Origin of the sequence: Geobacillus sp. JS12, assembly GCF_001592395.1 — a bacterium.
GTDB lineage: Bacteria > Bacillota > Bacilli > Bacillales > Anoxybacillaceae > Geobacillus > Geobacillus zalihae.
Genome location: NZ_CP014749.1, coordinates 3,059,848 through 3,075,772 on the forward strand (window position 1 = coordinate 3,059,848; position 15,925 = coordinate 3,075,772).

General features: G+C 51.6%; 13 protein-coding genes and 1 pseudogene. 1 reads left to right on the forward strand and 13 read right to left on the reverse strand.

The genetic code is table 11. From position 1 onward, the window contains the following. Nucleotides 1–36 precede the first annotated feature (36 nt). Nucleotides 37–1,191, reverse strand: a complete 1,155-nt coding sequence (locus A0V43_RS14985; RefSeq protein ID WP_063193496.1) for a glycerate kinase — start codon at nucleotides 1,189–1,191, stop codon at nucleotides 37–39. A 301-nt stretch (nucleotides 1,192–1,492) separates the two neighbouring features. On the opposite strand from A0V43_RS14985, the gene A0V43_RS14990 reads away from it, so the two are divergent. Beyond that, nucleotides 1,493–2,731, forward strand: a complete 1,239-nt coding sequence (locus A0V43_RS14990; protein WP_063193497.1) for a GGDEF domain-containing protein — start codon at nucleotides 1,493–1,495, stop codon at nucleotides 2,729–2,731. A gap of 80 nt (nucleotides 2,732–2,811) precedes the next feature. On the opposite strand, the gene rlmH is transcribed toward A0V43_RS14990, so the two are convergent. The 12 genes and pseudogenes from rlmH to A0V43_RS15045 all read right to left on the reverse strand — a co-directional run. Beyond that, nucleotides 2,812–3,291 (reverse strand): 23S rRNA (pseudouridine(1915)-N(3))-methyltransferase RlmH, encoded by a 480-nt coding sequence (gene rlmH / locus A0V43_RS14995; RefSeq protein WP_041468625.1) that lies wholly within the window; start codon nucleotides 3,289–3,291, stop codon nucleotides 2,812–2,814. Between the two features lie 84 nt (nucleotides 3,292–3,375). Beyond that, on the reverse strand, nucleotides 3,376–3,528 hold the full coding sequence (locus A0V43_RS19395) for a CxxH/CxxC protein (RefSeq protein ID WP_083509335.1): 153 nt from the start codon (nucleotides 3,526–3,528) through the stop codon (nucleotides 3,376–3,378). 61 nt (nucleotides 3,529–3,589) lie between these two features. After that, nucleotides 3,590–4,810, reverse strand: coding sequence for a S1C family serine protease (locus tag A0V43_RS15000; RefSeq protein WP_063193498.1), 1,221 nt, complete (start codon nucleotides 4,808–4,810; stop codon nucleotides 3,590–3,592). A gap of 101 nt (nucleotides 4,811–4,911) precedes the next feature. After that, nucleotides 4,912–5,706 (reverse strand): MBL fold metallo-hydrolase, encoded by a 795-nt coding sequence (locus A0V43_RS15005; protein ID WP_063193499.1) that lies wholly within the window; start codon nucleotides 5,704–5,706, stop codon nucleotides 4,912–4,914. A 6-nt stretch (nucleotides 5,707–5,712) separates the two neighbouring features. Continuing rightward, the gene (locus A0V43_RS15010; protein ID WP_063193500.1) at nucleotides 5,713–6,495 is read right to left on the reverse strand and encodes a two-component system regulatory protein YycI; all 783 of its coding nucleotides are present in this window, start codon (nucleotides 6,493–6,495) and stop codon (nucleotides 5,713–5,715) included. Then, nucleotides 6,482–7,810 (reverse strand): YycH family regulatory protein, encoded by a 1,329-nt coding sequence (locus tag A0V43_RS15015; protein ID WP_063193501.1) that lies wholly within the window; start codon nucleotides 7,808–7,810, stop codon nucleotides 6,482–6,484. The genes A0V43_RS15010 and A0V43_RS15015 overlap by 14 nt, the downstream gene beginning before the upstream one ends. Beyond that, nucleotides 7,803–9,632, reverse strand: coding sequence for a cell wall metabolism sensor histidine kinase WalK (walK, locus tag A0V43_RS15020; RefSeq protein WP_063193502.1), 1,830 nt, complete (start codon nucleotides 9,630–9,632; stop codon nucleotides 7,803–7,805). The genes A0V43_RS15015 and walK overlap by 8 nt, the downstream gene beginning before the upstream one ends. A 6-nt stretch (nucleotides 9,633–9,638) precedes the next feature. Continuing rightward, nucleotides 9,639–10,352 (reverse strand): response regulator YycF, encoded by a 714-nt coding sequence (gene yycF, locus A0V43_RS15025; protein WP_011232938.1) that lies wholly within the window; start codon nucleotides 10,350–10,352, stop codon nucleotides 9,639–9,641. A 188-nt stretch (nucleotides 10,353–10,540) separates the two neighbouring features. Next, nucleotides 10,541–11,827 (reverse strand): adenylosuccinate synthase, encoded by a 1,287-nt coding sequence (locus A0V43_RS15030; protein WP_063193887.1) that lies wholly within the window; start codon nucleotides 11,825–11,827, stop codon nucleotides 10,541–10,543. A gap of 217 nt (nucleotides 11,828–12,044) precedes the next feature. After that, entirely contained in the window at nucleotides 12,045–13,409 is a 1,365-nt protein-coding gene (gene dnaB / locus A0V43_RS15035; protein ID WP_011232940.1) for a replicative DNA helicase, read from the reverse strand. A gap of 78 nt (nucleotides 13,410–13,487) precedes the next feature. Next, nucleotides 13,488–13,937, reverse strand: a complete 450-nt coding sequence (gene rplI, locus A0V43_RS15040; RefSeq protein WP_020754217.1) for a 50S ribosomal protein L9 — start codon at nucleotides 13,935–13,937, stop codon at nucleotides 13,488–13,490. Between the two features lie 7 nt (nucleotides 13,938–13,944). After that, a pseudogene (locus A0V43_RS15045) lies at nucleotides 13,945–15,909 on the reverse strand (DHH family phosphoesterase); the annotation flags it as partial. Nucleotides 15,910–15,925: the final 16 nt, after the last annotated feature.

The window sequence follows — 15,925 nt, forward strand, 5'->3', positions numbered from 1 at the left end:
CCTTTTTGGGTCAGCCCCTTCTTTTTGTCGAAAATATTAACGGGGGGATTGTTTTCCTAGTTGGCCAAGACGGTATACGCACGCAATATGCCGCGCCGTTTGCGTCACATACTGTTCCGCCTGCTCCAACGCTTTCTCGAGCGGAATGACGCCGGGAACAATTGTAAAGAGGGCGTCAATGCCATGGTCTAAGACGACCGCGCTGTCGTCGCCCAACGACCCGGCGATGCCGATGACGGGGACGCCGAACTGTTTCGCTGTCTTGGCAACGCCGATCGGCGTTTTGCCGAACACCGTCTGTCCGTCAATCCGCCCTTCGCCGGTGATGACCAAGTCAGCGTCTTTGACGCGCTCCGCGAGCTGAACCGTCTCGATCACAATCTCCACGCCGCGCTTTAGCTCGGCCGGGAGAAACGCGAGCAGTCCCGCCCCCAACCCGCCGGCCGCACCCGCTCCCGGGATGTCGCCGACTTGTTTGCCGAGATCGCGTCGGATGACATCTGCGTAATGCGCCAAATTCCGGTCAAGAACCGCGACCATATCCGGTGTCGCCCCCTTTTGCGGACCGAAAATGGCCGACGCTCCGTTCGGACCGGTAAGCGGGTTGTCGACGTCGCACGCCACGTCAATGCGGACTCCCCCAAGACGCGGGTCGAGACCGGAAAGGTCAATCGCATGCAAATCGGCCAGCGCGCCGCCGCCCGGACCGATGTCGCAGCCGTCTTCGTCCAAAAGCCTTCCCCCGAGCGCCTGCACCATGCCGGCCCCACCGTCGTTCGTCGCGCTGCCGCCAATGCCGATGATGAGGTGGGTGGCACCGGCATCCAGCGCTGCAAGGATCAACTCCCCTGTCCCTCGCGTCGTCGTCACCAATGGATTGCGCCGGTCGCGCGGGACAAGGTGCAGCCCTGAGGCGGCGGCCATCTCAATCACCGCCGTCTTCCCATCGCCAAGCAAACCAAAAAACGCCCGCACCGGCTCGCCGAGCGGCCCGGTCACTTCCGTTTCGACGATGCGGCCGCCGGTCGCATCAACGAGCGACCGCACCGTCCCTTCCCCGCCGTCGGCCATCGGCACCTTAACGTATTCCGCCTCCGGAAACACCGTGCGAAACCCACGCTCGACCGCCTCGGCGACTTCGAGCGCAGAAAGGCTTTCTTTAAATGAATCAGGAGCAATAACGATTTTCATTCTTTTTCCCTCCTCATGTGTCAAATTTTGTGGAAAAAAAGCGAAAAACAATGCCATTTTGTCTATTTTCACAATTATGTATATAGTACTATAATAGATATAACCATATGTTCGTTTGTTCCAATTGGGAACATGTTGATTCTATAAAAAAGACGGTTTCCAAATTTACCGTTCGCCATCGTCTGCTATAATCCGTATTTTTGCTGAAAGCCACTGGCATGTGAGCGGTCTTCCTCTTTTTGGAATCACTTCATCAACGACGAAGTTGTCAGAGGTCAGATTTATAGGAGAGAGAGCCGAGATGTTACTCCGAGCACGACCGATTATTTTTGCTGTTTTTTCCGCGTCCATTGCTGTTGTGTTTGTGTCAAAGCCGCCTTTCTTCGATCGCACCTATGTCATCGCTTTGCTGTTTTATTGGCTGTTTTCCAGCTTGTATTCACACTTGCGCGTCATAGACAAAACGAAAAACAATATTCCCGTTGATTACGGCATTAACTACAGTTTATCCTTCTGCTTATTTGCCGGCCCGTTCGGGCTGTTTATCTTTGAAGCGTTGTTTCGCTTGACTGAACATATAGCCAAAAAATATTTGAAAACAGCGGAACCCGATGAATGGCTGCACACATTGTACAACATTGGTTCGTTTGTGACGTTCAATTCGCTCGCGTTTGCCTTATACGATCTCCTTGGTCCGCTGTTTCAGTCTATTCCGTTCATTGGCTTCTGGCTGCTTTTATTCCTGCTCGTCATCGTCGTTTCCTTTTTGACTGACTGTTGCCTGATCATCATTTTTTATATAACCGGCGACATTCAGACACAGCGCGAGGCGTTGGATTTTATTAAGACGAGAAGCTGGATGGACATGGGAAAAACAGCGCTGACAAACGGTCTGTTATTTCTCTTTTTGCAAGAACAGCGGTGGGATATGCTTTTGAGCTTATTTTTGCTGAATTACTTCGTCAGCCGCTCGTTTTTTTCCAAATCGCAAAGCATCCAGCATAAACTAGAACGCGACCACTTCGAAAAAATGGCCTACACCGACTTTTTGACCGGCATCCATAACCGCGCCTACATGGATCAAACGATCGCCAAGCTAAACGGATCCGGTGAATGGATTGGCGTCGTCGTCGCCGATATCGACAATTTTAAAACGATCAACGACACGTATAACCATGCCGTCGGCGACGAGGTGATCCGCCATTTCGCCTCAACCTTGAAACAGTTTCTCAAAGAGGGCGATTTTTTGTTCCGCAGCGGCGGTGAAGAATTTACGATGTTTTTGCGTCATCGCACGTTTGAAGAGAGCGTCCGGCTTGTCGAGGAGATTCGAGAAGCAGTGCGCCGCAGCACCGTGTTGGTCGATTATATGGCGGCGAAACGTCCCATTGCCTATACGTCGTCGTTCGGTCTTTACTTTTGTCAAGCAGAAGGAACGATGTCAATTGAAAAAGCGTACATTTATGCCGACCATTTATTGCTCCGTTCGAAAGAAAGCGGCAAAAATAAAGTATCAGCCCAATGCGGGGGAGTTGCATAAATTAGGCGGCTCTCCCTTGACTTTTCCTTAGCGCAACCTAAGGTGAAGCAGTTCAATTAGTAAATAAACGGAAATTTCCCTTACTTATGATACGGTTCCCCGCGGTTAATGCGAAACGCACGATAAATCTGCTCGAGCAAAATGAGGCGCATCAGCTGGTGTGGAAACGTCATTTTCGAAAACGACAGCGTCTCATCGGCGCGCGCCATCACTTGTTTGCTTAAGCCAAGCGAGCCGCCGATGACGAACACCACTTTGCTTTTGCCGTAGGTGGCGAGCTCATCGAGACGGGCGGCGAATTGCTCGGACGATTTCATCTTCCCTTCAATCGCGAGCGCGATGACGTGGGCGTCATGCGGAATTTTCGCCAGCAGCCGTCCTCCCTCGCGCTCTTTGATTTGTTCCTCCTCAAGTTCGCTCGCCCGCTCCGGCGTTTTTTCATCAGCGACTTCGATGATGTCGATTTTGGCGTATGCGGACAGACGCTTTGTATATTCATTAATTCCAGCGATTAAATATTTTTCCTTCAATTTACCCACAGCGACAATGGAAATATGCACAAACAATCCCTGCCTTATAAACAGCTTATCAACAAGATTTATCCACATATACACAACACATATCCACATGTTGTGAAAAAACTGTTATCCTCCTACGACATATACAGCTTGTTTCGAGCAAAAACAGCACTGTTTTTCGCTGTTGTCCACAGGCAGGAGATCCGGCGCCTGTTCCGTTTCATCTACATATTGATCAATGGCGATGTCGACATGTTCTTCACATGTGAATATCATCATTCTCGCCCCTTTCCTTGTGGAAAAAAGAAGGAGCGTTTCCGCTCCCTCCATCCGCTTTCGTTTAATACGACTCGCGCGCCAGCTTCATCGTGACCGTGCGTTTTTTCCCATCACGATAAAACGTGACTTCCATCCGGTCACCGATCGATTTTTTCGTATACAAATATTTGCGCAAATCAAGCACGTTGCGGATTTTTTGGCCGTCAAGCGCCACGATGACATCAAACTGTTTTAAGCCCGCCTGTGCGGCCGGCGACATCGGCACGACTTGAATGACCGCCGCTCCTTCCGTTACGTTCGTCGGCAAATGGAGCGTCGCCTGCAAATGGTACGATGGGATGTCGCTCAGCGAGCGAAGTTCAACGCCCATATAGGGACGGCGCACTTGTCCGTATTTTTCCAAGTCCGAAATGATCGGAATGGCCGTGTTGATCGGGATCGCGAACCCGATGCCTTCAACCGCCTCTTGGGCGATTTTCATCGAGTTGATGCCGATGACTTGCCCTTTGATATTGACGAGAGCGCCGCCGCTGTTGCCCGGGTTGATCGCCGCATCTGTCTGCAATACTTCTGCATTCCAGTCTGGAGCGCCGTCTTGGTCCAAATCGACTTCGACTGTCCGGTTCGTTCCGGAAATAATGCCTTGTGTCACCGAGCCGGCAAACTGCAAGCCGAGCGGGTTGCCGATGGCAATGACCGGCTCGCCTGGCTTCACTGTATCGGAGTTGCCGAACTGGGCGACTTTTTTCACATGCTTCGCGTCAATTTCCAAGACGGCTAAATCCATAAGCACATCGCTGCCCAGCAACTTCGCCGGCACTCTCGTCCCATCTTTGAGGCTCACTTCGAGCTGACTGGCGTTTTCAACAACATGATGGTTCGTGACGATAAACGCCCGGCCTCCCGCTTTCTTGTAAATGACGCCCGATCCAACGCCAGCCTCGCCTCCTTGCGACCAGAAGCTGGCTTCTTGAATGTTGACAACGCCGACAACCGCATCCGACACTTGGTCGATCGCCTTTGTCACCGCCGTCGTCACATCAACGGAAACACTCTGCCGAATCGGTGGAGTTCCATTTTCCTCTGTTTTTGGCTCTTCCTCTGCTCTTTGATTCGGCACAACATCATACGGGAGGATATCCCAACGGGAAAGCGCCGGAATGGACATGAGGACGAGCAGCCCTCCTAACACGGCGCCGACAAGCGCGGAAACAAACGATCCGCTGCGCCGCTTCCTCCTCATTTGTTCGTACGGCTCATAATGGTCGTCGTAGTATCCCATGCTCACCCTCCTTTCCACATTCGTCTCCATCCCTCATTATAATCATGAACATGAGAAAAAATCCAACAAATGCGTCTCCCTCAGTTTCGGCAAAACGGGCTTTATACATACGCCAGCGCTGTCGCCCGACGCGGATCGGTATCATACAAACGAAAGTGGGCGCCGACCGCTAAGCCTTTCTGTTCCAACACTTGCGTCACGGTCATGCGCGCCAGCTCTTTCATATTGTTATCTTGGCTCAAATGGGCCAAATAAATTTGCTTTGTCCGGTCGCCGATCACGTCAGCAAGCGCCAAACCCGCTTCCTCATTCGAAATATGGCCGACATCGCTTAAAATGCGGCGCTTGACGCTCCATGGATATCTCCCCATCCGCAGCATGCCGACGTCATGATTGCTTTCAAACACGAACACATCCGCGTTTTCAATCGTCTTTTTGATCCGCTCGCTCACGTAGCCGGTATCGGTGAGCAACGCAAGCTTTTTTCCTTCATAGTGGAAAACGTAAAACATCGGCTCGGCGGCGTCGTGAGAGACGCCGAACGATTCGACGTCAACATCGCCGAACGTCCTTACCGCGCCGAGCGGAAAGACAAATTTTTGCTCGGGCGGAATGTCGCCGACCGCTTGTTCCATCGCCCGCCACGTTTTTTCATTGGCATACACCGGCAGCCGATACTTGCGGGCAAGCACCCCGAGCCCTTTAATATGGTCGCTATGTTCATGGGTGACAAGCAGCGCATCAAGCTGCTTTGGATGGCGGCCGATCTGGGCAAACAACTCCTCAAGCTGCTTGCCGCTCAAACCGGCGTCAACAAGCAGGCGCTGGCGGTCTGTCTCAATGTAAAAGGCGTTGCCGGTGCTGCCGCTGGCCAGCACACTAAATCGCATCGTCATGTTCTTTCACTCCAGCACATTTCCTTGATCATTGATCACTTGCCCTTCAAACGCATTGACGAAATAGTCTTCCTTCCGATTGACAACGATATGCCAAGTTGGAGTCAACACTTGGGATGCAGTAAATTGAACAAGCCCGTAATAGCCAAGCTCCACTTTTGTGACGCGGTCGCCCGGCTGCAAATGCCCTTTTCGGTACAACGTCTCAATGGCTTTAATCGCCGGGACGATATCTTGCTTCCGCTCGTACTTTTCCAAGTCGCTGAGCATCGTCTGTTCATACGACAGCGCTTCCCGTCTCCCGTTGACATGGATGACGAGCTTGCTGTTTTCATTGCCGTAAATCATCTTACCGTCATACACTTGGTAGCAGGTCAAGATTCCTTGTTTTTCATCAAACGACCAAAAGGCATATTGCCCGCCGCCGATGATGTAGCGCTGCAAAAACTCACGCAGCTGGTATGGATCGTCAATCGGCAGCGCAACCGGATCGATGAACGTCCCTTTGACTTTCGTTTCTCCTTCGATTTTCACTTTTTGCCCGGGCAGCTTTTTTACATCCGCCATGGTGAATGAGCGGCTTTTGCCGCTGACATACGCCGCTTTCGTCACTTCTTTCGGCAGATCCACATACGTAATGCCGTTCGCCTCAAGCTGCTCTTCAATCGTCGTTTCCAAAATGACATCGAGCTGGCTGCTGTGTCGTTTTTCCATAAACTGATAGCCTAAAAAGCAGTCGAGGATGAGGAACACGATAATAAAAATCGTCTTCGTTTTACTCCAGTCCATTTGTTCCCCCTCCTCCCGCCTCATCGCTCGTGTCCACCTTTTTCCACGTTTGTCCGTACAAGTAGAACCATGCCGGTTCAAGGCGGATGACTTTTTCCCGCTCGGGATCTTTGATGAGCTCATAGCCGATGGCGATATCTTTGATGAGCGATTTGCGAACGCCTTTCGTCTGTTCGAACCAGTTGACGACCTCATGGCCGGACGGCAGCGTTTTTGGTGTGCGGTTGCGATCCGCGATTTCAAGGCGGAAGAGCGGACGCTGGTATTTCATCAAATCGGACGCTCCCCACGTCTCCACGATTTCTGACATGCCGTATTCATTAAAGACTGGATAGCCGTTGACGACAAGCCGGAACGTGACTTTTCGATCCTCCTCGCTCCAGCGGGCGAAATGATACAGATCCGTCCAACCGCCATGCTCATTGACGAAATCAATGCTTTTTTGGATGATATGGGTTTCTTGCTCCGTTTGTCCCATATTCGAGACGCGCGCCGCTGGATTCACATACAGCAGCATCCGTTGAAGAAAATCGACGTCCATCAGCCGCGAACCGTCTGTATATTCTTCGCCAAACGGAATCAAATCTTTTTTGACAAAGCTTGGATCGCTAAAGAGCGCATCTTTAAACTTGTCTGCATCCAGCTCGTCGGTATAATATTGCAGACTGCTGAGCACCACTTCTTTTTCCGGCAAATACAACTGCTTCGTTTCGCTGACCGGATAAGCGAAATAACGCGGAAAATGGCCCGCTTCTTTCGCCAGCCGGCCGATCGCCGATAAGGAGGCATCGCTGGCAATGGCTTTGTAAATTTTGCGCTTGTCGGTCGCGATAAAATAAATGGGAAACTCATCTTTTCCACCAAGCGGAACGAGAATGCGATCAAAAGCCAATCCGTCAAGCCTCTTGTCCTCAATCTTGAAAATCAATCGGTATATGTCGATCGGCACTTCATCGGGGTAAATGATCTCAAGCCGCTCTTTGCCATTTAAAAACGATAAAAACTTCCCTTGCGGAACAGAAGACGAAACATCTTCGAAATCGTCAAGCGTCCATCTTCTCATTTCTTTCAGCACTTCATTTTTCTCTTCGTCTTTCGTCACAGCATAGGGGACGCCGTTTTTATGAATGAGAATCTGCCTTGGCTGCACGACCATCGCTGTATCCACTTGCGTATTGCTCACGGAGACGTGTTGAATGTATTCGTCGTTTTGCAACACGTCGTATTTCGGATGATATGTCCATAAGGCAAACGTTAAGGTAATGCTGATGAGCACAAGCAACGTCAACACGATGGTTTTGATCGTTTCATACATCGCACCAGTCATCCTTTTGCTCGCGTTCTAGCGGCAGCGTAAAATAAATCGTCGTCCCTTTATGTTCTTTGCTTTCCGCCCAAATCGTTCCGCCATGGGCGAGCACGACTTCTTTGGCAATGGCCAGCCCAAGCCCCGTACCGCCCAATTTGCGCGACCTGGCCTTGTCGACCCGGTAAAACCGCTCAAAAATTTTCGCCAAATCGGCCTTCGGGATGCCGACCCCTTCGTCGCTGACGCTGACAATCATTTCATCAGAAAGTTTGCGGACGCGAAATGTAATCGTCCCGCCTTGCGGAGAGTATTTCAAAGCGTTCGAAATAATGTTATCTAACACTTGCGTAATTTTATCTTCATCAACTTCAATAAAAATCGCCTCGCGCGGAATTTTGCGAACGAACCGGATGTTGTCGCTTTTCGTCAACTCAAATCGGTCAATGACTTTATGGAAATAGGCTGAAAAATTGATCCACGTTTTCTTCAGCTTGTAGTCTTTGCTGTCGAGCTTGGACAGATGGAGCAAGTCGTTGACGAGCCGAATCATCCGTTCCGTTTCATTTTGCACGACTTGAATGAACCTCGGCGCGATGTCTTTATCTTGCCAAGCGCCGTCAGCGAGCGCTTCTAAGTAGCTTTTCATCGTGGTGAGCGGCGTGCGCAATTCATGCGACACATTGGCGACAAACTGCCGCCGCTCGCGGTCGATTTTTTCCTGTTCGGTAATGTCGTGCAAAACGACGATCAACCCGTTGACAAATCCGCCCTCTTTTTGAATCACCGACAACGACGCGCGCAAAATATATAGTTCCTCATCCGTGCTGAAATCTAAAATGAGCGAATCGCGCTCCTCAAGCAGCGTTTCAAACGTATACTGGTCGGCAATGCCAAGCACGTCGACGATCGAACTCGACAGCACTGTTTCACGTGAAACATTCAAAATGTTTAACGCTGCATCGTTAATGAGAATGACGCGCCCGCGACGGTCGGTCGCAATGACGCCATCCGTCATATGCGTCAAGACGGACTCGAGCTTGCGCCGTTCCCCTTCCGTCGTCGCCTGCGCTTCCTGCAGTTTTTTGGTCAGGTTATTGAACGTCATCGCCAATTGGCCGATTTCATCATAGCCGTACACTTTGACCTTGCGTGAGAAATCTCCCCTCGTCATCGCCAGCGCTTGCCGGCGCATATCGGAAATCGGCCGGGTGATCGTGCGCGACAAAAAAATACCGAGCACGGCGGTAATGGCGAGAGCGATCCCCGTCCCGGTCGCCAAAATCATATTGATTTGCCGCATTTGCGAAAAGACGTTTTCCATCGAGGCGATGACGTAAATGACACCTTTGATTTCGCCGCTCGTTTTGATCGGAGTCGACGAAATGTACATGCGATGACCTGTTTTCGAATCGAGCAGCATCCGGTCGACGATTTCGCCGGTGACGAGGGAACGTTTTACATAAATCTCGGTCGTCCGCTTTCCGACGATGTTTTGCATATACGGATTGGATGTCGCAAGCACTTTCCCTTTCTCATCGATGACGCGCACTTCGGAAATGTCTTGGGAAACGAAATCATGAAGAAGCGAACGGATGTCTTCTTCCAATGTCGGGCTTTTTTCATCGCACTCCCGATTCATCGCCTGCTCGACGTTATAGGCGAGCAAGGTCACCCGTTCGTTTAATGAGTTTTTAAAGTTCTGCACAAGCTCCGTTTCCAGCTTGCGAACGAAGTACACGCCGATGATTTGCATGGCGACGAGAATCAGTAATACATAAATGATGACAAACTTAAAATGAATCGAACGGAATGGACCTACTTTTTGCATGCTGGCTCATGACTCCTGTTCCGGATTGCGCAAGTAATAGCCGACTCCCCGTCTTGTGACGATCCAATTCGGGTGGGAAGGGTTGTCCTCAATTTTTTCACGCAGACGTCTTACCGTCACGTCCACGGTGCGCACATCGCCATAGTAATCGTAGCCCCAGACGGTTTGCAGCAAATGCTCGCGCGTCATCACTTGGCCGATATGTTTCGCTAAGTAATGAAGCAGTTCAAATTCGCGGTGGGTCAGTTCAATGGTTTCCCCCCGCTTTTGCACGACATACGCGTCCGGACGGATGACGAGCGGGCCAATGACGATTTCATTTGTTTCGTTTTCTCCTTCTTCTTGGTTGGCCGTTTGCGCATGGCGGCGCAAGTTTGCCTTCACCCGCGCCAGGAGCTCGCGCGTGCTGAACGGCTTTGTCACATAATCGTCCGCACCAAGCTCCAACCCAAGCACTTTATCAATCTCGGAATCTTTCGCTGTCAGCATAATGATCGGCATATCATACTTTTTCCGCACTTCACGGCATACTTCCATGCCATCTTTTAACGGCAACATAATATCCAATAAAATCAAGTCCGGCATCGTTTCTTCAACTTTTTGCAGCGCTTCTTCGCCGTCGTAGGCGCAAATGACTTCATATCCTTCTTTTTGCAAATTAAATTGCAAAATATCGGCAATCGGTTTTTCATCATCAACGACTAAAATGCGTTTTTCCATCTCGCTCACATCCTTCCTTTTGCGATGGAATCCTATCATTACTAATTTACCATGTTATGAACATGAAATCATCCTTTGCCGATTGCCATTTTGAGGAGCCGATCAAAGAAAAAAGCATAGACGCGCGCGCATCTATGCCTGTCGTTTGCATTGTTTATACGCTGCCTGCCACCGTCCACTGTTGCCGCTTACGCGTAGACGCTGCGGACGACGTTCGTTTGCGAACGGTCCGGTCCGACGGAGAAAATCGAAAGAGGGATGCCGGTGAGCTGGGAAATGCGCTCGACGTAATGGCGGGCGTTCGCCGGTAGCTCGTCTAGACTTTTCACCCCGGTGATATCTTCCGTCCAGCCAGGAAGTTCTTCATAGATCGGCTCGCATTCGGCCAACACTTTTAAGCTGGCTGGAAATTCTTCGAGCACTTGGCCGCGGTAGCGATAGGCGACGCAAATTTTCAACGTTTCAATGCCGGTCAACACGTCGATCGAGTTAAGCGACAAGTCCGTAATGCCGCTCACCCGGCGGGCATGACGGACAACAACACTGTCAAACCAACCGACGCGGCGCGGACGGCCGGTCGTCGTCCCATACTCGCGGCCGACTTCGCGAATGCGGTCGCCGATTTCATCGTGCAACTCTGTCGGGAACGGCCCGTCGCCGACGCGCGTCGTATAGGCTTTCGCCACCCCGACGACATGCTTGATTTTCGTCGGCCCGACACCGGCGCCGATCGTGACCCCGCCAGCGACTGGATTCGACGACGTGACAAACGGATACGTTCCTTGGTCAATGTCAAGCATGACGCCTTGCGCTCCTTCGAACAAGACGCGGCGCCCTTCATCGAGCGCATTGTTCAATACGACCGATGTGTCGCAGACGTATTGGGCGATTTGCTGGCCGTACTCGTAATACTCCTCAAAAATGTCCTCCAATCGGAAGCCTTCGACCCCGTACACTTTTTCAAGCAACGTATTTTTCTCCCTCAAGTTGCGCTCCAGCTTTTCGGCAAACACGTCGCGGTCAAGCAAATCAACAATGCGGATGCCGATGCGCGCCGCCTTGTCCATGTACGCCGGCCCAATTCCTTTTTTTGTCGTGCCGATTTTGTTTGCCCCTTTCCGCTCTTCCTCAAGCTCGTCCAACTTCAAATGATACGGCAAAATGACATGGGCGCGGTTGCTGATGCGCAAATTATCAGTCGAAATGCCGCGCTCGTGCAAATACGAAAGCTCCGCAACGAGCGCCTTCGGATCGACGACCATCCCATTGCCGATGACGCAAATTTTATCTTTATAAAAAATGCCCGACGGGATCAAGTGCAGCTTATACTTTTCCCCGTTGAACACGATCGTGTGTCCGGCGTTGTTTCCCCCTTGATACCGGGCAATCACTTCCGCATTTTCCGATAAAAAGTCCGTAATTTTCCCTTTCCCTTCATCGCCCCATTGCGTGCCGACAACAACGACTGACGACATGGCGAGCACCTCCAGTTTCCTCGGTCTAAACATTGTCAGTGTACCAGTTTTCAGCCATAAAGTCAATGAAACACGAACATTAAAAGAAAATATCGTCTTTTTTATTCGTTTATTAATGATCAGGAAGGCTCCCTCTTCAACGCCGCGGGTGTAAACGGGGAAATAGTCAAAGACCAAAAGAACAAAAAGGCGCTCGACGCCGGCAGCGCGGTCCGTCTTACGCCCCCGGTGGAATTTGCGCCTCATCGAAACGGCGCTCTAAGTTGACGAATTTATTGTACTCTTTAATAAAGGCGAGCTGCACCGTCCCGACCGGGCCGTTCCGCTGTTTGGCGATAATGATTTCGATGATGTTTTTGTTCTCGGAATCTTTGTTGTAGTAGTCGTCGCGATACAAAAAGGCGACGATATCAGCGTCTTGCTCAATGCTCCCCGATTCGCGAAGATCGGACATCATCGGCCGCTTGTCCTGGCGCTGCTCAACGCTGCGCGACAGCTGTGACAAAGCAATGACCGGCACTTCGAGCTCGCGGGCGAGCGCCTTTAACGAACGGGAGATTTCCGACACTTCCTGCTGGCGGTTTTCCCGGTTGCGCCCACTTCCTTGAATGAGCTGCAAATAATCGATCACCACCATGCCGAGGCCGCTTTCCTGTTTCAAGCGGCGGCATTTGGCGCGAATGTCGCTGACGCGGATGCTCGGCGTATCGTCAATATAAATGCCGGCGTTTGACAAACTGCCCATCGCCATCGTCAGCTTGCCCCAATCTTCCGGCGTCAGCTTGCCAGTGCGCAAGTTTTGGGCGTTGATGTTGCCTTCGGCGCAAAGCATCCGCATCACAAGCTGCTGGGCGCTCATTTCCAAGCTGAAAATCGCGACATTTTCGTTCGTCTTCGTCGCCACATTTTGGGCGATGTTTAATGCGAATGCCGTCTTCCCGACCGATGGCCGGGCGGCGACGATAATCAAGTCGCTGCGCTGAAATCCGGACGTCATCCGGTCGAGTTCCGTGAATCCGGTCGGGATGCCGGTGATGTCCCCGTTCCGGTTATGGAGCATTTCAATGTTGTCATACGTCTGTACGAGAACATCTTTAATATTTTTAAAGGCGCCTGAATGTTTCCGTTGGGAAACCTCCATAATTTTCCGTTCCGCTTCATCGAGCAAAACGTCAATTTCATCTTCCCTTGTATAGCCATCTTGGGCAATCGATGTCGCCGTGCGAATGAGGCGGCGAAGCAATGATTTTTCTTCAACAATGCGGGCGTAGTATTCGACGTTGGCCGCTGTCGGCACAGAATCAGCAAGCTCGCTTAAGTAGGAGACACCGCCCACTTCCTCCAGCTGCTCCAAAGCGGCCAGTTCCGCCGTCACCGTCACTAAATCGACCGGCTCGCCTTTATCAGCGACGCGAAGCATGGCGTGGAAAATTTTTTGATGGGCCGCGCGGTAGAAGTCTTCGGGAATTAATCGTTCCGAGGCGAGCGTCAGCGCAGTGGGATCCAAAAACACAGCGCCAAGCACGGCCTGCTCGGCTTCAATGCTTTGCGGAGGAATTCGTTCTGAAAAAAGTTCGCTCATCGTCTCACCGCCTTTTCCCCCGTTTCATTTCCGTCGATAATGCCCCCGCCATAGCGGGCGGGGGCATCGTCGCTACCGTTATTTTTGTTCCTTGACGTGCACTTTTAAGGTCGCTGTCACTTCCGGATGGAGCTTCACCGGCACATTCGTATATCCGAGGGAGCGAATGGCATCAGCAAGCTCGATTTTCCGTTTGTCAAGCTTTAAGCCATGCTGGGTCTGAAGCGCCTCAGCGATTTGCTTGCTCGTGATCGAGCCAAACAAACGGCCTCCCTCGCCCGCTTTCGCCGGGATTTCCACCGTCAGCTTCTCGAGCTCTTCTTTCAGTTTTCTCGCATTGGCCAATTCTTCCGCCGCTTGGCGCTGCTCTTTTTGTTTTTGCGCCTCGAGCGCTTTGATGTTCGCCGGCGTCGCTTCAATGGCGAGCCCTTGTTTGAACAAAAAGTTGTTTGCGTAACCGTCGGCGACGTCTTTGATTTCCCCTTTTTTCCCTTTTCCTTTCACATCTTTTAAAAAAATGACTTTCATGATGGCTTCCCCCCTCGAAATAGTCATGAATGGCTTCACGCAGCTGCCGCTCCGCCTCTTCCACCGTCACTTCGGACAATTGGGCGGCGGCGTTTGTCAAATGTCCGCCTCCACCAAGCCGTTCCATAATGACTTGCACGTTGACATCGCCGAGCGAGCGGGCGCTGATGCCGACCGTCCCGTCGGACCGCTTGGAAATGACGAACGAGGCAACGACGCCGCTTAAAGTGAGAAGCGTATCGGCCGTTTGCGCAATCAACACTTGGTCGTGCACCTCGTTTTCGCCGCCTTTGGCGATGGCGATGCCATGCTCATCGATCACCGCCCGTTCGATCAATTTCGCCCGTTTGACGTAGTTGGCGATGCTTTCCCGCAGCAATTTTTGCACAAGCACCGTATCCGCTCCTTGGGCGCGCAAGTATGACGCGGCGTCGAACGTCCGCGAGCCGGTGCGGAGCGTAAAGCTTTTCGTGTCGACGACGATGCCGGCAAGCAGGGCGGTCGCTTCGAGCATCGTCAGCTTCATCCGTTTCGGTTGGTACTCTAACAGCTCGGTGACGAGTTCCGATGTCGAAGAAGCATAAGGCTCCATATAGACGAGAATCGGCGCCTCAATGAACTCTTCGCCGCGGCGATGGTGATCAATGACGACGATATGGTCGGTGCGATACAATAGCCGCTCTTCAATGACGAGCGACGGACGATGCGTATCGACGACGATCAAAAGCGTATCCTCGGTGACGAGCTCAAGCGCCTGCTCCGGTTTTAGGCATCTTGACCATAATTCAGCATGTTTTTTCATTTCCTCAAGCAACCGTTGCGCCCCGGCATCCGTTTTGGCCGGATCGACGACGATAAACCCTTCCTTTTGGTTCGATTGGACGACTTTTAAAACGCCGATCGCCGCTCCCATGGCGTCCATATCGGGATATTTATGGCCCATGATGAGCACTTTGTCGCTTCCTGCAATCAGTTCGCGAAGCGCATGGGAAATAACGCGGGCGCGGACGCGCGTCCGCTTTTCCATCGGGTTCGTTTTGCCGCCGTAAAACTTCACTTTTCCATTTCCTTGCTTAATCGCGACTTGATCGCCCCCGCGCCCCAACGCTAAGTCCAAGCTTGATTGGGCGAGCGCCCCCAGCTCCGGGAGCTGGGACACGCCGGCGCCGATGCCGATACTCAGCGTCAGCTGGGCATGATGTTTTGCCGTCTGCTCTCGCACTTCGTCGAGAATGGAAAATTTGCTTTTCTCGAGCCGCCCAAGAATATGTTCGTTCAATACGGCAATAAATCGGTCGGATGACGTCCGCTTTAAAAAAATGCCATAGTCGTTCGCCCACCGGTTCAACACGGACGTGACGAGGCTGTTTAGTTGGCTTTTTGCCTGATCGTCCATCCCTTGCGTAATTTCATCATAATTGTCAAGAAAAATAATGGCGAGCACCAGCCGTTCCGCTTCATACTGCCGCTTCAATTCCAAATGCTCCGTAACATCAAAAAAGTAAAGAAGCCGTTCCGAGCGGCGAATGACCACTTTCAGTTGCTTTCCGTTCAATTCGACGATCTCTTCGTCCGTTTTTCCCCTTTTCACAAAAGCGGCCAACGATTCGGAAAGCTCGGCGAGAGAGCGGCCGACAAGCGTCTGTTCCTTAAAGCAGGCGGCCAAAAAACGGTTCGACCACTCGATTTCTCCCCCTTCATCGATGAGCATAATGCCGATCGGCATTTGCATCAACGCTTCCTCGCCTACTTTTTTCACCCGGTGCGACAAATTGGAAATATAGTGCTCCAACTCTTTATGCAAGGAGCGTTGCGCCCCAATGACATAATAAAGCACAAACCCGACGCCAAGAAGGGCGACGAGGCCAAGCAGCCATTGGAAGTAAAACAAGCCGATCGCCATAAGCACCGCCAAGGCGGCTAACGCATAGAACGGATAGCGATACGCTTTCCTTTCATAAAAATGGGACATTCAAGTCAGCTCCTAC